Consider the following 21,912-nt stretch of genomic DNA (forward strand, 5'->3'; position numbering starts at 1 on the left):
ACGATGCATATCGATGCCCACCAGCACTACTGGGACCCCGTTCGTGGCGATTACGAGTGGCTCACGCCGGAACTGAAGATCCTGTACCGGACGTTTGGCCCGGCGGATCTCAAACCCTTGCGCGAGCGGGCGGGCATCGAACGGACGGTGGTGGTGCAGGCGGCCCCGACCATCGACGAGACACGCTATCTGCTGGACCTCGCGCGGCATGAGCCGTCGATTGCCGGCGTGGTCGGCTGGGTGCCGCTGCTGCTGCCCACCGCGCCGGCCGTGATCGAAGCGCTGGCGCTAGAGCCGAAGTTCAAGGGCGTGCGGCCGATGCTGCAGGATCTGCCCGACGATACGTGGATCACCAACCCCGACCTCGCCCCCGCGATCGAAGCGTTGATCGCGCACGACCTCGCGTTCGACGGCTTGATTTACGCGCGCCACGTCGAGCCCTTCGAAACTTTCGCGGCGCGGTTTCCGGCGCTGCGCATCGTGGTCGATCATGGCGCGAAGCCGCCCATCCGCTACGGGCGCGGCGGCTATCCCGGCTGGGCCGACGCGATCACGCGGCTGGCGAAGCTGCCGAATGTGCATTGCAAGCTGTCGGGCCTCGTCACCGAAGCCTCGCCCGGCTGGACCGAGGAAACGCTGCAACCGTATGTCGAGCATCTGCTGAAGTCATTCGGCCCCGCGCGTCTGATGTGGGGCAGCGACTGGCCGGTGCTCGATCTGAACGGCGACTATCTGCTCTGGCATTCGGTGGCGAACAGGTTGCTCGCGTCTCTGAGCGAAGACGAGCGCGAAGCCGTTTTCGGCGGCAATGCCGCCGCGTTTTATCGACTGTGATTTCTGGAAGAGACAAGCAGCAAGAGCAAAAGAACATGCACAGCCCATTCAACTGGAGTCGTAGATGACACAAAGACTGGCCGGCAAGACGGCCCTGATCACGGCGGCAGGACAAGGCATCGGACTCGCCACCGCCGAACTCTTCGCCCGTGAGGGCGCGCGTGTGATCGCCACGGATATCCGCATCGACGGACTCGCCGGCAAGCCGGTCGACGCGCGCAAGCTCGACGTGCGCGACACCGCGGCGATCAAGGCGCTGGCCGCCGAACTGGGCGCGATCGACGTGCTGTTCAACTGCGCGGGCTTCGTGCATGCGGGCAATATTCTCGAATGCAGCGAAGAGGATTGGGACTTCGCGTTCGACCTGAACGCGAAGGCGATGTACCGGACGATCCGCGCGTTCCTGCCGGCCATGCTGGACAACGGCGGCGGGTCGATCATCAATATGTCGTCGGCGGCCTCGAGCGTGAAGGGCGTGCCGAACCGCTTTGCGTATAGCGCCTCCAAGGCCGCGGTGATCGGGCTGACCAAATCCGTCGCTGCCGACTTCATCACGCGTGGTGTACGCTGTAACGCGATCTGCCCGGGCACGGTGGCCTCGCCGTCGCTCGAACAGCGGATCGTCGCGCAGGCGCAGGCACAGGGCGCGACGCTGGACGCCGTGCAGGCGGCCTTCGTCGCGCGTCAGCCGATGGGCCGTATCGGCAAGCCGGAAGAGATCGCCGCATTGGCGCTGTATCTCGCGTCCGACGAATCGTCGTTCACCACGGGCCACGCGCATGTGATCGACGGCGGCTGGTCGAACTGAGCTACGCCGACCCAAGCTGAACTACGAACCGAACACCACTGAAAGGAAGTGTCAGGATGAAACTGCTTCGTTATGGGCCGAAAGGCCAGGAAAAGCCGGGCTTGCTCGACGCACAAGGCAAGATTCGCGATCTGTCGAAAGTGGTCGCCGATATCGACGGCGCCGCGCTGACCGACGAAGGTCTTGCCAAACTGCGCGCGCTCGATCCGGCCTCGCTGCCGCTCGTCGAAGGCAATCCGCGCATGGGCCCCTGCGTCGGCAAGATCGGCAAGTTCATCTGCATCGGCCTGAATTACGCGGACCACGCGGCTGAATCGAATCTGCCGGTGCCCGCCGAGCCGGTCATCTTCAATAAGTGGACGAGTGCGATCAGCGGCCCGAACGACGACGTGGAAATTCCGCGCGGCTCGAAGAAGTGCGATTGGGAAGTCGAACTCGGCGTGGTGATCGGCAAGCCGGCGAAATATATCGACGAAGCCAACGCGCTCGATTACGTCGCCGGTTACTGCGTGATCAACGACGTGTCGGAACGCGAATGGCAGATCGAAAAGGGCGGCACGTGGGACAAGGGCAAGGGCTTCGACACGTTCGGCCCGATCGGCCCGTGGATGGTCACGCGCGACGAAGTCGCCGATCCGCAGAACCTGAGCCTGTGGCTCGAAGTGGACGGCCATCGCTATCAGAACGGCAGCACGAAAACGATGGTGTTCGGCGTCGCGAAACTGGTCTCGTACGTGTCGCAGTGCATGAGCCTGCAACCGGGCGACGTGATTTCGACCGGCACGCCGCCGGGCGTCGGCATGGGCGTGAAGCCGAATCCGGTGTTCCTGAAGCCGGGCCAGACGATTCGCCTGGGAATTGAAGGTCTGGGCGAGCAAACGCAGAAGACCTACGCGGCGGAGTAAGTCTCGCTGGCGAGTTTGGCTGCATGAAGAAAGGCGGTTCCTGTGTCGAGCAGGAACCGCCTTTTTTGTGTGCGCCGCTGCGGTTTGGTGGCGCTGCTCCGTGAGCCGTTGCGCGAGCGGAACCGCTCGGCGATCGACAGGCGTGCAGCCGGCGCGTCGCTCAGGCGCGCTGCTCGGCGAGCAAACGCGCAAACAGCGCCACCAACTGATCGACGTGCTTGTCTTCCGTGCGCCACGACGACACGCTAATGCGAAACGCCGGCCGGCCTTCCCAGACAGTCTGGCCGAACCACGTTTCGCCCGACGCCTGCGCCGCTTCGCGAATCGCGACGGTCTGCGCGTCGGTTTTCGCCCGCACCAGCACCTGGTTCAGCACGACGCGGTTCAGCACCTCGAAGCCCGAGGCGCGTAGACCTTCCGCAATTCGCGACGCCTGCGCGCAATGCCGGTCGACCATCTCCTGCACGCCGCTGCGCCCGAGCGAACGCAACGCGGCCCAGATCGGAATGCCACGCGCACGGCGCGAGAACTCGAGGTTCAGATTCTTCTGCGCGTCATGCGCGCCGCTCAGGTAGACCGCGTCGCTGTTCATTGCCGCCGAGATCGCCTTCGCGTCGCGGCAGATCGCCATCGCGCCGTCGTAGGGCGTGTTGAGCCATTTGTGGCCGTCGGTGGTCCAGCTATCCGCGCCGTCGATACCCTCGGTCAGCGCCCGTTTCGACGATGCGCGCGCCCACAGGCCGAACGCGCCATCCACATGAACCCATGCGCCGGCCGCCCTGGCGCGAGGAATCAGCTCTGCGAACGGATCGAATTCGCCGGTGTTCACTTCGCCGGCTTGCACGCAGAAGATCGTCATGTCGTCGAGCGGCGGCAACTGCGCGGGATCGATGCGGCCATGTGCGTCCACCGGCGCGGTAATCACGCGCTTCATGCCGAAGCCGAGCACGCGCAACGCCTTTTTCACCGTGATATGCGCCATCTCGGAGATCACGACGCGCACCGGCGGTGCGCCGTCCAGGCCGTCATTGTCGAAATCCCAGCCCTTGCGTGCGAGCAGCGCGCGCCGCGCGGCCGCAATGCAGACCAGCGTGCATGCCGTTGCACTGGTGCCGAAGCCGATCGCCGCTTCGCGCGGCAAATCGAGCGCGTCGAGCACCCACCGCGCGGCGATCTTTTCGATTGTGGCCGCGACCGGCGAGTTGTCGAAGGTCGACGCGCACTGGTCCCAGGCGCCCATCAGACGCTCGGCCGCCGCAGCGGCCGGCAGCACCGCGCCGATCACGAAGCCGTAATAGCGCGGATCGTTCGATGCGACCGTGGCGGGCGTGCCGCTTTCGTCGAGCAGGCGCAGCACGTCGGCGGGGGCGTGGCCGTGCTGCGGGAAGGCTTCGTCGAAAGCGGCGAGTTGCGCGAGCGCGGCCGCGTTCGGGAACACCCGGCGTTTGCCGATGCCGGCAAGGTAAGCGTGCGCGCGCTGGTCCGCGTCGGTGGCAAGTGCGAGTTCGTCCATGGGGCTCCTAAGCAGTCGGGAAGGTGGCGGCGCGGTCTCGTGAAAACCGCGCGCCTAGAGATTGGCGAGGTCGCGGCCGAGCCTCTGCAACTCGGCGTCGATGCGTTTGTAGTAGGTGAATTTGCCGATCCGCTGCGCGCGCACGAGTCCCGCATCGGCGAGGATGCGCATGTGACGCGTGGTCGTGGCGGGTGCGATGCCGAGCTTGTCGGTAATGAACGTGCAGCACACGCCGACTGTTTCGATATCGGCGTGGTCCTGATACGGGAAATGCAGCGCCGGCTCTTTCAGCCAGCGCATGACGGCGAGCCGGCTGGCGTTGGCGAGCGCGTTGATGCGGGTGAGGTCGTCTGTCATGAGGCAGAGCGCTGAACGGAGCCACGGGTCGATAACGTTTCGTATATTAGCTAAATGACGAAACGTGGACAAGCGCCTCGATAACGGCGCGATGTGCTTCAGAGAGACGCGGCGTCGTCAGTTGCCGTGTTCGTGCTCGCCGCTCTCGCTGATCCGGTTAACGGTGCCTTGCGCGACGGCAATCAGCTTTTCGCGATTGCCTTCCATCACGAACACGTTGCATTGACAGGTGGCCTGATGCTGGCCCGCATAGACGACCTTCGCGCGCGCGATCAGCGTGCCGTTGATGGCCGGGCGCAGGTAGTTGATCTTGTATTCCCCGGTCACGACCTTCGGCCCCAGCAGCAGCGCGCCGGCGAACGTCAGTGCATTGTCGACGAGATAACTGATGACGCCGCCATGCACGAAGCCGTGCTGTTGCCGCAACTCGTCGCGGATCGGCAGGCTCAGCGTGAGTTCATTGGTGCCCGTGTGCATCAACTCTGCGCCCAACAGCATGCTGAACGGCTGGGCATGCAGTGCGCCGCGCGCCCGGTCGAGGAGGTCGGTCATTGTGATTCCTTCGGGCGTGGCCCGCGGTGGCAATCTGCACTGGCCTGCGTTGTGCAGTCCCTACCCACTCTAGGAAGCGCGCACGCACCACGTCAAGGTGAATCGGTATTTTGCGCCGTGCATTATTGCGCGAAATGATTGCAATGCTGAAGTTGACCGATGAAAAGGGGGCGTAAGGCGATCTTTGATGAAATTGGCCTCAAGCGGAGCGCGCGAATGCCGTTAACCCTGACGTAGCTCCCGTTATTCTTTGTCTTCAGGTATTCACGATGTTCAGCAAGATCAAGGTCGCATCCGGCCTGTTGTGTGTTCTGGCCGCTTTCTGCGTCTTCCAGCTCGTCACGGTCGGTTTGGGGTTCTGGTCGCTCACGCGCACCCATGACGACGTGAACGATCTGTCGAACATTGCCTTGAAGCAGGTGGACGCGGTCAACGAAACGACCCAGCATCTGATGGACGCGCGCATCAACCTCTCGCGGGCCGGCACGCGCATGGTGCGCGGCGGCTCCGAGCCGACCGACATCGTGCAGCACGCCCGTGAGCAGCTGAGCGCCGCTGACCAGTCGTTCGCGGCCTTCATGAGCGCTCCCAAGACCGGCGAAGAAAACGGCACCCGCGCCGCCGCGCTCGCCGAGCGCTACAAGAAGCTGCACGACGCGCTCGCGGAACTGGTGCAGTTTCTCGACGCGAACAACATTCAAGCCTTCCTCGACCAGCCGACGCAGTCGTTCCAGGACGCCTACCTCGGCGAGTCGCATAACTTCGTGCAGTTCGGCAACGCGGCGAGCCGTGCGTCGCTCGATTCGATCGATACGCGCATGGCGGCGTTTCGCGCCGTCAGCCTCGTGATCCTGCTGGCGCTGGTGGCCGGCACGTTCGCCGTGTACGCGGCGTTGCGCCGGGGCGTGGTGGCGCCGCTGGAGGAGGCGGGCCGTCACTTCGACCGTATCGCGCAAGGCCGCCTTGACCAGCCGATTGCCGCGCGCGGCACCAATGAAATCGGCCGCCTGTTCTCGGGCCTCGCGAAAATGCAGGCGAGCGTGGCGCGTACCGTGCAAACCGTGCGCGAGTCCGCGGACTCGATCCACCTCGGCGCCGACGAAATCGCGACCGGCAACGCCGATTTGTCGGCGCGCACGGAAAACCAGGCGGCGTCGCTCGAAGAAACGGCGTCGAGCATGGAGGAACTGACCGCCACTGTGCGCCAGAACGCGGAGCACGCCCGCGAGGCCAACGCGCTCGCCGAGACCGCGCTCGAGGCGACTTCGCGCGGCAGCGAAGTGGTCAACGAGGTCGTCGACAAGATGCGTGGCATCGCGCAAAGCTCGGACAAGATCGCCGAGATCATTTCGGTGATCGACGGCATTGCGTTCCAGACCAATATCCTCGCGCTCAACGCGGCCGTCGAAGCGGCGCGCGCGGGCGAGCAGGGACGCGGCTTTGCCGTGGTGGCGGGCGAGGTGCGCGGCCTCGCGCAGCGCAGCGCGCAGTCGGCGAAGGAAATCAAAACCCTGATCAGTGAATCGGTCGCCGAGATTCAGGGCGGTTCGACGCTGGTCGAGCATGCCGGGGAGACGATGAGCCACGTGTCCACCTCGATCTCGCGTGTCACGCAGATGATGGCGGAAATCAGCGCATCGTCGCTCGAGCAGAGCACGGGCATCGAGCAGGTCAACCAGGCGGTGGTGCAGATGGACGAGATGACGCAGCAGAACGCGGCGCTCGTCGAACAGGCGGCCGCAGCGGCGGCTTCGCTGCATCAGCAGACGCAACAATTGAAGCAGGCAGTTTCCGTGTTCGAAATTTCCGAATCTGTGTTGCGCACGCAACAAATCGACGATGCGCGTGGGCAGTCAGCCGATTTTTCGTTGTCGGGCATGCGCGCAATTTAACCCGCGCAAGCGCTCGAAAAGAAAACGTCAGACAAAGAAAATGGCCCGCCAAAGCGGGCCATTTTGCATTAGACGCAAGCGCCTAAGGGTGCCTCAAAGTACCTGAAGGTACTTAGGCCGGCTGGATGTTCGCAGCTTGCTTGCCCTTCGGGCCTTGCTTGACTTCAAACGTCACTTTTTGGTTTTCCTGCAGGGACTTGAAGCCGCTGCCTTGAACTTCCGAAAAGTGCGCGAACAGGTCTTCGCCGCCGTCGTCCGGCGTGATGAAGCCAAAGCCCTTTGCATCGTTAAACCACTTCACAGTACCTGTTGCCATTTTTAATCCAGTAAATGTTGTGTGTTGCATTCGCGACCGCTATTTCTCAACGCGAGATCGAGCGCGAAGTAGGAGTTGTATCACGTCTTTATGACGGACGCCAACCAACCAGTATTCGGGTATTCCCCCGCATCGGCCTTTTTCGGGCCTGGAAAGCAATTGGAAGGGCACTCCGCCCGGTAGGGTAAACTGCTTGTATTACTCTTCCAGGAAAAACATTGACACATTATTTGCAAGAAGAACTTACCTCGTTCTGGAGTCGTTTGACCCCCTATCTGGCGATATTGGAGTCTAAATCCCCTCAAGAAGGTGCCCCGGACCCGGTCGGCCGTATCACGGTCGATACCGTGGACCGCCAGGCTTTCGCCCTTCACACGACCGATCGGAAGCCGCCCGGCGACGCATCGGACATCCCCACCGGTCAAAGTGCAACTTATATGCGTTTTAAATCTGCCGACGCCGGTTGGAGCGCCTGGCAGCGCGAAGAGTACTGATCGACCATGCGGCCTTGCCGCCGGCGTCACGCCGCCGGCAAGGCCGCATAGGCAGTCGCGAGATGGTAGGGCGTGGTCGACGGCATGTCAGCCCGCGCCACTTCACCCGCTGGCGTCTTGCATTCGAACCAACCCTGCGGACGCAGGAACCGTTGCTGGAACAGTGCGATCTGCCGGGGTAGCGTGGCCAGCGCGGTCTGCTCGTCATGGCTTGCCAGCGCGCGCAGATACTCGGTTTGCGCCCAGATCCGCTGGGTCGCGTCCTTTACGCGGCCGGTTTCGTCGAGCGAGGCGCACACGCCGCCTGTCTGCCGGTCCACCCCATGTTGCTGCGCGAAGCTGAATGCACGCGGCATGGCTTCAGCAAGACCGGAGCCTTCGAACACCGCACCCGCCTGCTTGACCAGCCAGAACCATTCGAACTGATGACCGGGTTCCAGACGGTTATCGTCCGCGCCAATCGGCAACTCCGCGATGCAACCCGTAGGCGTATGCACGAAGTGTTGCGCGACCGCGCCGGCGAGGCGCCGCAACGCGGCGTCGAAGGCGTTGTCGTGCGTGGCTTCGCGAGCGGCCAGCCACGCTTCGGTCAGGTGCATCAAAGGATTCTGGATCGGCGTGCCCGTCACGCGGGCAAAGTCCGCACTCAGTGCGGCGTTGAACAGATCGCCTTCAGCTGCGAAGTTCGACTGGATCAGCGCCGACGTGCGATGCACGATGTCCAGCGCATCGCGATTGCCCGAGCGCCGTCCATATTCCGCGCACGCAAACACGACGAACGCGTGCGTGTACAGGTCCTTGGTGGTGTCGAGCGGGGCGCCTTTCGGATCGACGCTGTAGAACCATCCTCCGTGACGGGTGTCCTGAAAGGTATGCACTAACGAGTCGAACAGCACCTGCGCATGAGCTTCGTCGCCCGCCTGGGAGAAGACGAACAGTTGCCGCGCGCAGGCCATGGCCCGATAACGCCCGGCTGACAGCGGCCGACAATCCTCGGCGCCGAGTGCTTCGTAGGGCAGGTTCAATGCGGTGTTGAAACCCGGGCCGCGCCACATGGGCAGCACCACGCTTGTGAAGTGGTCGCGCAGACGCGTAGCGAGGGCGATGGCGGAAGCGGCGGGAGGGGTCATGCTCTGCATAGTGAATGTGATCCAACGCGTAGTTCGAAGCGCCCACAGACAGGTTCCGTAGCCCGCGTTGCGGCGCGGCGAAGTCGCCGGCAAGTGGGTTGGTGAGCGCGGACGGATGCTACCTGCTTTACGGGCAGGCCAGCCGAAATCAGCACGGCGACTCACCGGGCGACCCGCTTGACCCGCCTCGCGGCGTGCGGCCTAGCATAAAGCAAACGGGGTCCCACTGGCACCCTGGCGACGGTGCGGAAAACACGTCGAATAATTGCGGATAAGGAGGAAAAACAATGTTGGGAAACCTCGACCTCATTGCCCGTCTGGTGTTGGCCGCGGCGCTCGGCAGCGTCATCGGCTTCGAGCGGGAACGGCTTTCGTGGGCCGCGGGCTTGCGTACGCACATGCTGGTGTGCGTCGGTTCGACGCTCATCATGATCGTCTCGGCCTATGGTTTTGCCGAAGTGCTGAGCGGCGAGCACGTCGTGCTCGACCCCTCGCGGATGGCCGCGCAGGTGGTGTCGGGCATCGGCTTTCTCGGCGCGGGCTCGATCCTGCTGCGCGGCGAGATCGTGCGCGGCCTGACGACGGCGGCGAGCCTCTGGTCCGTTGCCGCCATTGGTCTGGCGGTGGGCGGCGGACTGTACACGGCGTCGATCGCGGCGACCATCATCATTCTGATCATCCTTGCCGGCATCAAGCCGCTCGAGCGCCGCTTCATCACGGTCAAGCAACGGCGCCAACTGACGATGATCGTCGAGCGCGGCGCCATGACGTTTCACTCGCTGCACGACGAGCTCGGCGCCGCGAGCCCGCGCGTCAAACAGTTCGTGATGCAGCAAAGCGAGGACGCACCCGAGTGCGACGAGGTGATGATCACCTTGCATCGCGTGTCGAACACCGAGTATGAAGCGATCTGCGGCCGCCTGCGTCAACTGCACGGCGTGAAGCAGTTCAGACAGGACGACGCGGCTTCCTAAAACGGAAAATCCTCGGCGAATGGCCTCGGCGGGCGCCGGCGGCCATGCGACAATGCGGTCTCGAAAAATTCCAACGGCATTGACGAGCGGTGCTCGGCGCCCGCTTTCCGGCGACGACCGCTTTTTTCTCTATGGCAGATTCCGTAGCATCCACGCAGTCCCGGCCTTCGCGCGCAGCTTCGAAGAAGCGGCGTCAGGCCACCGTCTCGACCGAAACTGAAAACAAGCTGGCGCGCGCCGCGCGTTCGGCACAACGTCTCGCGCAATTGAGCGATGCCTCGCGAGACGACAGCACACTCGACCTGTTCCCCGACGATCCCACCCGCGCCACGCTGGAAGCGATGAATATCGATATCCGGCAAGGCACGCTGCATGGTTTCGAATTGCCCGATGTGGTGCTGGCCGCGGTCGGCGCGATCGATGCCGGCGACAGCGCGTCGCCCGACTCGCGCTCGGCACGCCGCGCGCCGCGCGCTGCGAAGTCCGACGAACCGATGCCGGTCAACGCGCAATTGAGCGGGCTTGAAATCGAGCCGTTGACGGCGGCCGCTTCGCCGGTCGGCGAGCTGGCTTTCGACGATGCGAAACCGGCCGCGGACGTCAGCGCCGACGAAAAACCGGCGGCGTCGGCGCCGCTGACGCCTGCCATGGCGGCCGCGACCGTGGCGCGCAGCGTGACCGCGCTGCGTCAGGCGTCCGAGCCGGGGGCGGCGACGAATGCAACGACGGGCGCCACGTCGGATGCCGCGCCCCCGTCCGCTTCGGGCGCCGGCAAAGCGCCGCAGCGTTTTGCCGCGACTTTCGCCAAGGCGGCATCGGCATCGGCATTGCGAGAAGCGGCTGCGACCGGAACTGCGGATACGCTGGATGAACCCGCATCGGCGGACGCCGGCACCGCGCCTGCCGAGCCGAAGCGCGGCGCGGAGCCGCTGGTGAATCCATCGGCGCCCACCCAGGCGGCGCCCGAATTCGCCGCGCCCTGGCGTGAAGCCCGGCGCGCCGAGGCGGCCGCGTTGCGCGCCGCGCCGGAACTCGATCGCGCGCGGGCGACCGCTTTCGCCGATACCGTCGACGCGCTGTATGGCGTGATCGCCGATCAGCGCCGCGCCGCGACCGATCATTCGCGGCGCATGAAGTGGATGCTGTCGATCGTGGTGGGTGCGTTACTGGCGACGGTCGCCATCGGCATCACGCAAACCGTGTTGCTGATGCGCCTCACGCGTGAGACGACCGCCCAGCAGCACCGCATCGAACAGATGATGCAGAACCAGCAGGCCGCCATGGCCAGTTTGCTCGACACGCATATGGCGATGGCGACCGCGGCGGCCGCCAATGCCGCTTCCGACGCGGCCGCAGCCGCGCCGGCGGCGCCTCAGCCAGCCGCCGCCACACCGGCGCATACCAGGCACGCCGTGCGGGCGCAGCATCCGCACAGGCCGAAAGCGGCCGCCTCACATCAATAGTCGACACCCGCCGCGCCGGAGACGAACCGGCCGCGGCGTTCCCGTTCGACGACCGCCAGCCAGCGGTTCCCCTCGCTCCTCCCACGTGAATCCGGATGGCTTTGAAACCGGTGCGGACCAAGCTGCACTGGGTCCTCCCTTCCGGCCCCGAGTTCGAAAAAACGGGGACGTTGTCATGATGCGACGCACCATGCAGAGAAAACCCCATGGCAATGCACGTCGCCTAAAAAAATGCTGCATTGCACTAGCGTTTGCCTAGGGAAAACCCTATAATGCTTATTAAGGGAAAACCCTAGCTAACGCAGTAACCAACCGGGAGTCGCCATGAGCTTCATCTTTGCACTGTTCCAAAAGGTCAGCGACCTCTTTGCGTCGCCCCACCTGCCGCTGGATGCGGACTACTCGTACGCAGCACGCAGCCGCGAAGCAGAACGCGTGCGCAGGGCACAAGCTACGTTGTTCGGCATCAAGCTGAGCGACTAAAAGCCAGACCGCATCAGCCTGAAGCGCGGATCACCGCACACAGGCGCGCACTTTGGGTGCGCATTGCATCATTGAAGCCACAGTTCGCGAAACGCGTACCGTGGCTTTTGTTTTTTGGCGAGTTTTTGCCGCGCTTTCCTTCTGTCCGAATATTTCTCCGCCGAAATGGATGTAACGGCGGCTGACACTGCGCCGTTCCGCCGCACGTCCGAACCACCGCGCATGACTAGATGGACGGCCGTTCAACGCCTGAACACTCCGCCGTCATCCGTCCCTGTCATTGAAATGAGCGCTTACAAGTGCTCACGTCTTCATGCGGTTGGCGTCGCTAAAGTTGGTCTCAAGCGTACGGCGTCCGGCTCGAGCCTCAGATTGCAGGTGAAGGCCGAGCGAGCACGAACGCCGGCTTGATACCAAACTCTGATGGGAGGTCACTATGAAAACTTTCAACAAGACATCGCGTTCGATCATTGCAACCCTGCTGGCCGGCGGCGCGCTGCTTGCAGCCGGCAGCGCGTTCGCCCAGGAACGGGCGGTCGTGGACAACGGGCCGGGACCGGCCGTCTACGGTCAGCCGCACATGACGCCGGTTGGCGTGTCGATCAATATCGGCTGGCACGGCGATCGTTACTACGACGGCCATCGCTATTGGGATCATGACGACTGGATGCGTCATCATCCGCACGACTACGATCCGCACCACCACGGCAACGGCGACCATCGTCCGCCGCCGCGCTACTAAGCCGCGCGAGTTCGCGCAGCAGCGCCGCACGACGCGGCGTGCAGCACACAAGGCCGGTCCTTCCTCGCGGAAGACCGGCTTTGTCGTGTTCGGCGCGGTGAACCGGCGCGCTGCGCTATGCTTCGAAGCTTTATCGACGGGCAGGAGAACGGCGTGGACAAGGCAGTCATTGGCGTAGTCGGCACGGGGTTGATGGGCGTCGGTATTGCGACGCAAAGCGCATTGCACGGACACAGGACGATCGTCCACGACGTCGATCCGGCGCGTCTCGCGAGCGTCGCGTCGAAAGCGGAAGCGGTGCTCGACGAACTGATCGACGCCGGGCGCATCGATCGGGCGGCAAGGCAGGCGGCGCTCGCGCGCATCGAAACGCACGCGCAACTTGATGTGATGGCGTTGGCGCAATTCGTGATCGAGGCGATTCCCGAAGTGCTCGAACTGAAGCATCGCCTGTATGCGGGGTTGACTGAGTTGCTGGCCGCCGACGCGATTCTCGCGAGCAATACCAGCGGTTTCCCGCCGGATCAACTGGTCGCGCCGTTGCGCGCGAAGGAGCGCTTCGTGATCGCGCATTTCTGGAATCCGCCGCATATGATTCCGCTCGTCGAAGTCGTGCCGGGCACGGCGACCGCGCCGGATGTGACCCGGCAAACCGCCGCGCTGATGAGCGCGATCGGCATGGAACCGGTGGTGCTGACAAAGGCGATCCCAGGTTTCGTCGGCAACCGTTTGCAGTTCGCGGTGCTGCGCGAGGCGTTGAATATTGTCCGCTCTGGTGCGGCGACGCCTGACGTGGTCGATCGGGTGATGAAGGCGTCGCTCGGTCGCCGCTGGGGGATCGTCGGGCCGTTCGAGGGCGCGGACATGGGCGGCCTCGACACCTTCCTCGATATCTCCACGCATCTGATGCCCGAACTGGCCAAAGACGAAGGCGTGCTCGACTTATTGCGCGAGCAGGTGGAGGCCGGGCGAGTCGGCGTGCGCAGCGGCGCCGGTTTTTGCGAATGGGACGACGCGCATCTGGAGCAGGTGAAGGCAGGACGCAAGCGAGTGATCAGCCGCGCTTGATCAACGACGGTGAGGACAGTGGCCTGGCGGAAGGGGTCGAGGCTTCACGGGCGGCATCACGAGCTGCCTTGCAGCCCATGCATGCTCGGCAGCCGCTGCCGCTCTGCTGTATAAATGCCTTCTAGCCAAATCCGTCAAGCCATTCACCGCCATGTCCCACTACTTCTACGATCCCGCCGCCGGCCACGGCCTCGCGCATGATCCCTTCAAAGCCATCGTCGCGCCGCGTCTGATCGGCTGGATTTCGTCGCGGGACACGCAAGGCACGTTGAACCTCGCGCCCTACAGTTTCTTCGGCGCGTTCGCCACCTTTCCGCCGATCATCGGTTTTTGCAGCGAAGGCCGCAAAGACAGCGTCACCAACATCGAAGCCACTGGCGAGTTCGTCTGGAATCTGGCCACCAAACCGCTCGCCGAGCAGATGAACCGTTCATCGGCGCCGGTCGCGCCGTCCGTCGACGAATTCGAACTCGCGGGTCTCACGCCTGCGCCGGGCCGCAACGTAGCCGTGCCGCACGTCGCCGAATCGCCGGCCGCGCTCGAGTGCAAGCTGCTGCAAGTGGTGCGTCTGCATACGCTCGACGGCAAGCCGATGGATAACTACCTGTCGCTCGGCCAGGTGGTCGGCGTCCACATCAACGAGGCCTATCTGAAAGACGGCTTGTTCGACACGCACGCGGCGCAGCCGATCATGCGCGCCGGCTACCGCGCCGACTACGCGGAAATCGGCGAAATGTTCCAGATGTTCCGCCCGAGCGCATAAGCGCCGCGGCGTTTGAAACCGTGCCGCGCCGCGCGAGACGGCGTGGCATTCATCGTGTTGTCTTCGAATCGCGCAGATAAATCGCGCAGAAGCGAAGCCCGCGGACTGGCCCGCTTGATGCTTGCAACCGACGCTCCAACGCGTCGTTTTCAACTGCCGGCTCACTCTCGAGGAGCGCGATCATGTCCACCGAATTCGCCACGCAATTCAGCCATGTCCGTCCGCAAGACACGTCCTACGTGGATCAGGGCTTACGCGACTTTTTTCTCTACCGTGATTTAGGCATCGCGCAGGCGACCGGCGGCAAGGTGCTCGCGCAACTCGTCAAGGCGAATCACGCACCAGAGCAAGGCACCGGCTGGCACCGTCATGAAGCCGATTTCCACATTGTGATCATGCTGAAGGGCTGGGCGCGTTTCATGTACGGCGACAAGGAGACGCTCGTCGCCGCCGGCGATTGCGTGCATCAGGCGCCGGGCATCGTCCACTATCTGTTCGATTACTCCGAAGATATGGAGTACATCGAAATCGTCTCACCGGCGGATTTCAAATCGATCGAAGTCGAAGGCCCGTGTGACGTGCCGGCCGTGACGCCCTGGAAGAGCGTCGCGGCTTAGCGAAAGGAGCGGCCCGGGTGTGCCGGGCGGACATCACACATGCTGGCCCCTGCCGAAGAAGCGCTGCGAAACCGCGTTACGGCGCGGCGCGCGCTACGTCTGCGGCTTGATGGCGGAGGCCGACCCTTCACTCGGCGCGGCGCCGGATCCATCCGATCCGGCAGTGACGGCCAGATCCACTTCCACATCGACCACCGCCGTCGCGGCCGGCGCTGCTGCCGCAATTTCGGCCGCCGCCGCCGCCGCCGCCGGCACCGGCCGAATCGTGCGCGCGTGCGAACCCACCAATACCGCGCGAGGCTCGTTGTCGTAAATCACGGCCCGCACGCGCGGGTAGATTTGCCGCTCCCAGCGGTGTCCATTGAACACGCCGTAATGCCCGACGCCTGTTTGCACGTGATGCGTCTTCAGATACGGCCGCAACTTGTCGCACATGTCCTGCGCCGCGAGCGTCTGCCCGACGGCGCAGATATCGTCCTTCTCGCCTTCCACGGTGAGCAACGCCGTGCGGCGAATCTTCGACGGCTCGACGAGACGTCCTTGCACTTCGAGCGCATGCAACGGCAGCGCATGCCGCTGAAAAACCGTATCGACCGTCTCCAGATAGAAGTCGGCCGTCAGGTCCATCGTGGCGAAGTATTCTTCATAGAACGTGTGGATCGTGTCGGCTTTTGCCGGGTCGCCTTTGGCGCGTTCGTAATACATGGTCTCGAACGAGTCGAGATGGCGGTTCAGATTCATGGCCATGAACGCGGTCAACTGCATGAAGCCCGGATACACGCGCCGGTGCGCGCCCGCAAATCCGAACGGCACGGCGCTGATCAGATTCTGCTCGAACCACTCGATTGGTTTGCTTTTGGCGAGGTCGTTGACGCGCGTCGGGTTGATGCGGGTGTCGAGCGGACCGGCCATCAGCGTCATGCTCGCGGGCTGCGCGGGATGATCGTCGGCGGCCATGAGCGCGACCGCCGCCAGAGCGGCGACGGTCGGCTGGCACACGGCCAGCAGATGCGAGCCGGGTCCGATCGTTTCAGTGAAGTCGATCACGTGCTGCACGAACTCGTCGAAGCCGAAGCGGCCCCGGCTCAATGGCACGTCACGCGGGTTGTGCCAGTCGGTGATGTAGACGTCGTGTTCGGTGAGCATCGTGCGCACAGTGCCACGCAGCAGAGTCGCAAAGTGCCCGGACATGGGCGCGATCACCAGTACGCGAGGCTGCGGCACCGAGGGCGGGGTCGCCTTACGGAAATGCACCAGCGAGCAGAATGGCGTGTGCGCCGCGACTTCCTCGACGACCGCCACGGATTTGCCTTCCGTCACCACGCTGTCGATGCCGAACGGCGGCCGCACCGGAGTGAGACCCGCGAGCGTCAACAGTTCGCACCCGGCGCGGATAGAACGGCCATGCGACGTATCGCCGAACGCGGGCCATGCGTCGAGCGAATGATTTATCAGGGCCGCACCGTGCCGCATGGGCAGCATGGTGTCGGCGAACGCCTGATATGTGGGATATGCGAACAGGTTCATAACCTTCGCACGAATGCTGAAGAGGATGGAACCCAAATAGAGGCAAGTCATGTGCCAATCAGCATAAGCGCGGGTTCGGCGCTGCCTGCGCGCTGGCATAGCATTTGCGCGAGTGGAGGCAGCGGGCCGAATTTGCCGCGCTTTGGTGCGCGCGCGCACGGCAACGTGCATGAACGGCATCGGGCGCCGACCGAGCGCCTCATCTGGAGGAGAACCGTATGGCGAATACCACGCTCACCATCAGCAGCAAGAATTATTCGTCGTGGTCCTTGCGCGGCTGGCTGTTGACCCGGTTCAGCGGTTTGCCGTTCGAAGAGATCGTGATGCCGATCGACGATCCCGCGGCACGCGCCGAACTGCTGCTGCTGTCGCCGTCGATATTGGTGCCGTGTCTCGCTCACGACGGCATCGAGATCTGGGACACACTGGCGATTGCGGAATATCTGAACGAACTGAAACCAGAGGCGAAACTGCTGCCCAAAGACATTCGCGCGCGCGCGCATTGCCGCTCGATTTGCGGCGAGATGCATTCGGGTTTCAGCTCGCTGCGCTCGGCCTTGCCGATGAACCTCAAAGCGCATTTCCCGGGCTTCAAGGTGTGGGCGCGCGCTCAATCGGATATCGACCGCATTGTGACGATCTGGAGCGACTGCCTGAAACGGTACGGCGGTCCGTTTCTGTTCGGCGAGCGGACCACCGCGGACGCGATGTACGCGCCGGTGGTGACGCGTTTCGTCACCTACGACGTGAAACTCGATCCGGAGATCGTCGAATACGGACAGCGGATCATGGCGCTGCCCGAGATGCAGGAGTGGATTGCTGACGCGCAACAGGAAGTGGAAGAGATCGACGAGCTGGACGTCGAGTTCTGAACCGGGTGCATTGAAGAAGCGCCGCCGCGCGACGGCGGACAATGGGCGCCGGCCGGCGGCGCACTGCGGTAAGCCGCGCCGCGCTACTCGCCCCTCAATCGCGCCCGCTTTCCAGTTTGAACACACTGACCACTTGCGCAAGACGCGCGGCCTGGTCGCGCAGTTCGGCGGCCGCGAGTTCCGCCTCGCCGACAATCGTGGCGTTCTGCTGCGTTGCCTCGCCGATCTGCGTGACGGCGAGATTCACCTGTTCGATGCCGCCCGATTGCTCGCGCGAGGCGACGCTGATTTCGCCCATGATCGCGCGGACCTGGCCGACCTGTTGAACGATGCCCTGCATCGTCGAGCTGGCTTCTTCGGCGATCCGGAAACCGCCTTGCACCGTCGCCGTGGAAGTCGCGATCAGACTCTCGATCTCCTTTACCGAAGCCGCGCTGCGCTGCGCCAGCGCGCGTACTTCCGAGGCCACGACCGCGAAGCCCTTGCCGTGCTCGCCGGCGCGCGCCGCTTCCACGGCGGCGTTCAGCGCGAGGATATTGGTCTGGAACGCGATGCCTTCGATCACGGACGTGATCTCGGCGATCTTCTGCGACGAGCGGCTGATCTCGCCCATCGTCGACACTACGCGTTCGACCGCGCGGCCGCCTTCGAGCGCGGCATCCGCGGCGCGCGTGACGAGCGTGTTGGCTTGCGCGGCGTGGTCGGCGTTCTGCTGCACGGTCGAGGTGATCTCTTCCATGCTGGCCGCGGTTTCTTCGAGGCTGCTCGCCTGCGTGGCGATCCGCGCGGCGATATTGCCGCTGCCGGTGGCGATCTTTTCGGTGCCGTTTGACATATCCGTCGACGCGTTGCGCACCTGCGAAACGATGCGCGCGAGACCCTCGCCGATGCCGTCGATCGACTGCATCAGGCGGCCGATTTCGTCGGCGCGCGTGGTGGTGCCGTTCGTCACGCGCACGCTCAGATCGCCCGAGGCGAAACGTTCGGACGCTTTGGCGGCTTCTTCGAGCGGACGGCTCACGAGGCGCCGCACGGCAATCAGAAACACCACCGCGAACACGCCGACGAGGATAAAGCCGAACAGCAGGAATTCATTGCGGGTGGCGACCACGTCGGCCATCACTTCGTCGCGCGGCGCGACGCCGCCTATCAGCCATTGCCATTCCGGCACGGTAACGAACGACACGAACTTGTCGCGCGCGCCGCGTTCGCCGAGCGTGGCGTCGGCCGAGTTGTATTCGAGCTGCCCGTCCTTCATGTCGAGCATTTGCTGATACGGCGCGTTTGCGTTGTCGGCGTTCTGACCGGCCGTTGCCGGATGCACGATGAGCTTGCCGCGATCGGTGCCCTTCGACGCATCCACGACGAAGTAGTAACCGCTGTCACCGATCTTCAGATTGCGAATGCCGTCTTCGACCGACTGGATTTCCTTGTCCACATTGACGCCGACGAACAGCGCACCGACCACGCGGCCGCTTGCGTCGGTGATCGGCCGGTATTGCGTGATCAAACGTTTGCCGAAGAGCGCGGCAAGTCCCGTATAGGGTTTGTTCGCGATGAGCAGCGCATACGCCGGCGCCTTGCGGTCGAGCAGCGTGCCGATAGCGCGCGAGCCGTCCTGTTTCTTCAGCGACGTCGTCACGCGCACGAAGTCGTCGCCGTTGCGCGCGAATACGGTGGCGACCGCGCCGCTGCGTTCGAGGAACAGATCGGGGATGGAGAAGTCCAGGTTCAGGACTTTGTCGCCTGCCTTGATGGTCGGCGTGGCGACGCCGCCGATGTCGATTTTCTGGGTCTCGTCGAGCGTGAAGCCCGCGGGCAGGAAACTCGCGAACAGCGACATCGAGCGATCGACTTCATTCGACAAGGCCTTGTCGAACAATTTGATCATTGCGGCGATCGAGCGGTCCCTATCGGCGATGCGTTCGAGCACCTGGTCGCTGATCTGCTTGCCGGCGGTGCGGGTGAGCGCCCACGTGAACGCGGCGAAAATCAACGCCACCAGCACGCAAGAAAGGACAGCGAGCCGCGCGCCGACGCTGACGCGGCGCAAAGAGAGAAATTCCATGGGCGATTGCGGAGTAAAGGAGCACAGGCGAAATGCGTGGGCCATGCGTAGGCATGGCCCGCATCGATGGCTGGTTTACGGCCGCGGCGTCCGCATTCTTTAGAAATTCGAAAGCACTTCGTAATAACCGCGCACGCGGTGGGGGATTCCGGCGCGCATTCGCTTAGCGTCCCGAACGATCCTGCGCGCCGCGCCAGGTGCGCAACAGCAGCGCATTCGTGACCACGCTGACGCTCGAAAAAGCCATCGCCGCGCCGGCGAGCATCGGGTTCAGCAAGCCGAAGGCGGCCAGCGGAATGCCGATCAGGTTGTAGACGAAGGCCCAGAACAGGTTCTGCTGGATCTTACGCCAGGTCCTGCGCGAGATGTCGATGGCGTCGGCCACCAGCGCCGGATCGCCGCGCATCAGCGTGATGCCGGCCGCATGCATGGCGACGTCGGTGCCGGTCGCCATGGCGATGCCGATGTCGGCGGCGGCGAGCGCGGGGGCGTCGTTGATGCCGTCGCCCGCCATCGCGACAATGCCGGCGCTGCGGATTTTCAGGTCCCGGATAACACGGGCTTTGTCGTCCGGCAGCACTTCGGCATGGAATTCCTCGATGCCGAGCGCCTTGGCGACGCTCGCCGCGCTGCCCCGGTTGTCGCCGGTGACCAGCACGCTCGTGATGCCCATCTGCGCCAGCCGTTCGACAGCGGCGCGCGCCGTCGGTTTGACGGTGTCGCCGAACGCGATCAATGCCAGCGCCGCAGGCGCTTGCGGGTCGCGCTGCATCAGCCAGGAGACCGTGTTGCCGGCGGCTTCGAGCTCGCGTGCGCGCGCGGCGAGTTCGGGTGGCAAGGCAATGCCGAGTTCGCTGAGCCAGCGGCCGCTGCCCAGCGCGAGCGTGCGCCCGTCGACCTCCGCTTCGACGCCGCGGCCCGCGACCGCGCGCGCGGCGCTGGCCTGCAGCGCGCGCGTTCGAGTGGGCGCTACGACGGTTTCGCCGATTGCGGCGGCAGTGTCGGCGGCCTTCGTTGCCGCCGCTTCATACACCTTGATCACTGCGCGCGCCAACGGATGATCGCTGTTGCGCTGCACCGCTGCGGCCAGTTCCAGCGCCTCGTCGCGGCGGATGCCGCCGACCGGCTCGAACGCCGTGACCGACGGCTGGCCGAGCGTCAGCGTGCCGGTCTTGTCGAACGCGACAATCGACACCCGATGCGCGGTTTCCAGTGCCTCGGCGTCCTTGATCAGCACGCCGCGCCGCGCGGCCACGCCGGTGCCGGCCATGATCGCCGCGGGCGTGGCCAGTCCGAGCGCGCACGGACACGCGATCACCAGCACGGCCACCGCGTTCAGAATCGCGGTTTCACCGCCCGCGCCGGCGATCAGCCAGCCCACCAGCGTGAGCGCGGCGATCGCCAGAATCGCCGGCACGAAGGTTTCGCTGACCCGGTCGACGAGGCGCTGGATCGGCGCCTTCTCGGCCTGCGCGCTTTCCACGAGGCGGATGATGCGCGCCAGCGTCGTTTCCGCGCCAATCGCGGTGGTGGTCACGGCAATCGCGCCTTCGCCGTTGATCGAGCCGGCAGTGACCGCGTCGGCTACCTGCTTCGGCACCGGCAGGCTTTCGCCGGTGATCAGGGATTCGTCGATATGGGTGCGGCCTTCAAGCACCGAACCGTCGACCGGCACGCGCTCGCCGGGACGCACGATCACCACTGTGCCGACCCGCACTTGCGCGAGCGGCACCTCGCGTTCGTCCGCGCCGACCCGAATGCGCGCCCGATCGGGGCGCAGCGCGTTGAGAGCGCGGATGGCGTCCGTGGTCTGGCGCTTGGCGCGCGCTTCGAGCCACTTGCCGAAGCGCACCAGCGTAATCACGACCGCCGACGCTTCGAAATACAGATGCATCATGTCGCCGGGATGGGTCGCCAGTTCGTAGACGCTGATGCCATACGCCGCCGACGTGCCGAGGGCGACCAGCAAATCCATATTGCCGGCGCCGGCTCGCACGGCGCGATAGGCGGCGCGATAGAAGCGCGCGCCGAACACGAACTGCACGATCGAGGCGAGCGCGAATTGCAGCCAGGGCGGCAGCATCGCGTCGAAGCCGAGCCATTCACCGACCATCGGCACGACGAGCGGCAGGGTCAGCACGGCGGAGCCCAGCACGGCCGCCAGTTCGCGGCGGGTCTGGTCGCGTTTGCGGTCGGCGGAAACTGCCTCGTCGGCCGCGGCGGGGGTGTCCGGCGGCGCGACCAGCGTCGCTTCGTAGCCCGCTTTCCTGACGGCGGCGATCAGCGCGTCCGGGCCAACGGCTGCGCCGTCCAGATCGACCGTCGCTGTTTCAGTCGCCAGATTCACCGACGCGCTCACGACGCCCGGCACTTTGGCGAGCGCCTTTTCGACGCGCATTGCGCACGAGGCGCAAGTCATGCCACCAATGTCGAGTTCGGTGGTGTGGGCGGAAGTGTCGGTGGCGTCCGCGGGGCGCTGGGCGGTGGCAAGTTCAGTCATGGTAGGCAGGGCTCGTGGCGGCATCAGGCCGCAT

At 64.5% G+C, this 21,912-nt stretch carries 21 protein-coding genes; 13 read left to right on the top strand and 8 right to left on the bottom strand.

All coding sequences use genetic code 11. The annotated features are described in order from the left end of the window. The first annotated feature begins 3 nt into the window (after nt 1-3). The 3 genes from CJU94_RS28985 (at nt 4) to CJU94_RS28995 (ending at nt 2,547) form a co-directional block, all read left to right on the top strand. Nucleotides 4-834, top strand: coding sequence for an amidohydrolase family protein (locus CJU94_RS28985; RefSeq protein ID WP_095422843.1), 831 nt, complete (start codon nt 4-6; stop codon nt 832-834). A gap of 64 nt (nt 835-898) precedes the next feature. Beyond that, nucleotides 899-1,642, top strand: coding sequence for an SDR family oxidoreductase (locus tag CJU94_RS28990; RefSeq protein WP_095422028.1), 744 nt, complete (start codon nt 899-901; stop codon nt 1,640-1,642). Nucleotides 1,643-1,698: 56 nt separating this feature from the next. Beyond that, a complete protein-coding gene (locus CJU94_RS28995; RefSeq protein ID WP_095422029.1) occupies nt 1,699-2,547 on the top strand; it encodes an ureidoglycolate lyase in 849 nt (282 codons plus the stop codon). A gap of 160 nt (nt 2,548-2,707) precedes the next feature. Here CJU94_RS28995 and CJU94_RS29000 read toward each other — a convergent pair whose 3' ends face one another. The 3 genes from CJU94_RS29000 to CJU94_RS29010 form a co-directional block, all read right to left on the bottom strand. Further along, nucleotides 2,708-4,060 (bottom strand): pyridoxal phosphate-dependent decarboxylase family protein, encoded by a 1,353-nt coding sequence (locus CJU94_RS29000; protein WP_095422030.1) that lies wholly within the window; start codon nt 4,058-4,060, stop codon nt 2,708-2,710. A gap of 54 nt (nt 4,061-4,114) precedes the next feature. After that, nucleotides 4,115-4,417, bottom strand: coding sequence for an ArsR/SmtB family transcription factor (locus tag CJU94_RS29005; RefSeq protein ID WP_095422031.1), 303 nt, complete (start codon nt 4,415-4,417; stop codon nt 4,115-4,117). Between the two features lie 117 nt (nt 4,418-4,534). After that, nucleotides 4,535-4,969: a PaaI family thioesterase gene (locus CJU94_RS29010; RefSeq protein WP_091805101.1), complete on the bottom strand. Its 435-nt coding sequence runs from the start codon at nt 4,967-4,969 to the stop codon at nt 4,535-4,537. Between the two features lie 269 nt (nt 4,970-5,238). Between CJU94_RS29010 and CJU94_RS29015 the strand changes: the two genes are divergently transcribed. Then, nucleotides 5,239-6,861, top strand: a complete 1,623-nt coding sequence (locus tag CJU94_RS29015) for a methyl-accepting chemotaxis protein (RefSeq protein ID WP_095422032.1) — start codon at nt 5,239-5,241, stop codon at nt 6,859-6,861. A 112-nt stretch (nt 6,862-6,973) separates the two neighbouring features. Here CJU94_RS29015 and CJU94_RS29020 read toward each other — a convergent pair whose 3' ends face one another. After that, nucleotides 6,974-7,177 (bottom strand): cold-shock protein, encoded by a 204-nt coding sequence (locus CJU94_RS29020; RefSeq protein WP_007178724.1) that lies wholly within the window; start codon nt 7,175-7,177, stop codon nt 6,974-6,976. Nucleotides 7,178-7,395: 218 nt separating this feature from the next. Between CJU94_RS29020 and CJU94_RS29025 the strand changes: the two genes are divergently transcribed. Further along, nucleotides 7,396-7,671: a hypothetical protein gene (locus CJU94_RS29025; RefSeq protein ID WP_095422033.1), complete on the top strand. Its 276-nt coding sequence runs from the start codon at nt 7,396-7,398 to the stop codon at nt 7,669-7,671. A gap of 26 nt (nt 7,672-7,697) precedes the next feature. Here CJU94_RS29025 and CJU94_RS29030 read toward each other — a convergent pair whose 3' ends face one another. Then, nucleotides 7,698-8,810: an AGE family epimerase/isomerase gene (locus CJU94_RS29030; RefSeq protein ID WP_095422034.1), complete on the bottom strand. Its 1,113-nt coding sequence runs from the start codon at nt 8,808-8,810 to the stop codon at nt 7,698-7,700. Between the two features lie 278 nt (nt 8,811-9,088). Between CJU94_RS29030 and CJU94_RS29035 the strand changes: the two genes are divergently transcribed. The 7 genes from CJU94_RS29035 to CJU94_RS29060 all read left to right on the top strand — a co-directional run bounded on the left by CJU94_RS29035 (nt 9,089) and on the right by CJU94_RS29060 (nt 14,911). Continuing rightward, on the top strand, nt 9,089-9,775 hold the full coding sequence (locus CJU94_RS29035; RefSeq protein WP_095422035.1) for an MgtC/SapB family protein: 687 nt from the start codon (nt 9,089-9,091) through the stop codon (nt 9,773-9,775). A gap of 131 nt (nt 9,776-9,906) precedes the next feature. Then, complete coding sequence (locus tag CJU94_RS29040; RefSeq protein ID WP_095422844.1) at nt 9,907-11,238, top strand: hypothetical protein; 1,332 nt, start codon at nt 9,907-9,909, stop codon at nt 11,236-11,238. A gap of 324 nt (nt 11,239-11,562) precedes the next feature. Then, the gene (locus CJU94_RS41470) at nt 11,563-11,721 is read left to right on the top strand and encodes a hypothetical protein (protein ID WP_167397579.1); all 159 of its coding nucleotides are present in this window, start codon (nt 11,563-11,565) and stop codon (nt 11,719-11,721) included. Between the two features lie 436 nt (nt 11,722-12,157). Next, nucleotides 12,158-12,463, top strand: a complete 306-nt coding sequence (locus CJU94_RS29045) for a hypothetical protein (RefSeq protein WP_095422036.1) — start codon at nt 12,158-12,160, stop codon at nt 12,461-12,463. Nucleotides 12,464-12,655: 192 nt separating this feature from the next. Next, a complete protein-coding gene (locus CJU94_RS29050) occupies nt 12,656-13,531 on the top strand; it encodes a 3-hydroxyacyl-CoA dehydrogenase family protein (RefSeq protein WP_425272234.1) in 876 nt (291 codons plus the stop codon). A 151-nt stretch (nt 13,532-13,682) separates the two neighbouring features. Continuing rightward, nucleotides 13,683-14,294, top strand: a complete 612-nt coding sequence (locus tag CJU94_RS29055) for a flavin reductase family protein (RefSeq protein WP_095422037.1) — start codon at nt 13,683-13,685, stop codon at nt 14,292-14,294. A gap of 182 nt (nt 14,295-14,476) precedes the next feature. Further along, entirely contained in the window at nt 14,477-14,911 is a 435-nt protein-coding gene (locus CJU94_RS29060) for a cupin domain-containing protein (protein ID WP_095422038.1), read from the top strand. A gap of 93 nt (nt 14,912-15,004) precedes the next feature. On the opposite strand, the gene CJU94_RS29065 is transcribed toward CJU94_RS29060, so the two are convergent. Continuing rightward, nucleotides 15,005-16,438 (bottom strand): polyhydroxyalkanoate depolymerase, encoded by a 1,434-nt coding sequence (locus CJU94_RS29065; protein ID WP_095422846.1) that lies wholly within the window; start codon nt 16,436-16,438, stop codon nt 15,005-15,007. Between the two features lie 218 nt (nt 16,439-16,656). On the opposite strand from CJU94_RS29065, the gene CJU94_RS29070 reads away from it, so the two are divergent. After that, nucleotides 16,657-17,310, top strand: a complete 654-nt coding sequence (locus CJU94_RS29070; protein ID WP_095422039.1) for a glutathione S-transferase family protein — start codon at nt 16,657-16,659, stop codon at nt 17,308-17,310. A gap of 94 nt (nt 17,311-17,404) precedes the next feature. On the opposite strand, the gene CJU94_RS29075 is transcribed toward CJU94_RS29070, so the two are convergent. Together CJU94_RS29075 and CJU94_RS29080 are read right to left on the bottom strand one after the other, a co-directional pair. Continuing rightward, nucleotides 17,405-19,378, bottom strand: coding sequence for a methyl-accepting chemotaxis protein (locus CJU94_RS29075; RefSeq protein WP_095422040.1), 1,974 nt, complete (start codon nt 19,376-19,378; stop codon nt 17,405-17,407). Between the two features lie 163 nt (nt 19,379-19,541). Next, on the bottom strand, nt 19,542-21,902 hold the full coding sequence (locus CJU94_RS29080; RefSeq protein WP_095422041.1) for a heavy metal translocating P-type ATPase: 2,361 nt from the start codon (nt 21,900-21,902) through the stop codon (nt 19,542-19,544). Nucleotides 21,903-21,912 lie beyond the last annotated feature (10 nt).

It is taken from the genome of Paraburkholderia aromaticivorans (assembly GCF_002278075.1).
In the GTDB taxonomy this organism is placed as follows: Bacteria; Pseudomonadota; Gammaproteobacteria; order Burkholderiales; family Burkholderiaceae; genus Paraburkholderia; species Paraburkholderia aromaticivorans.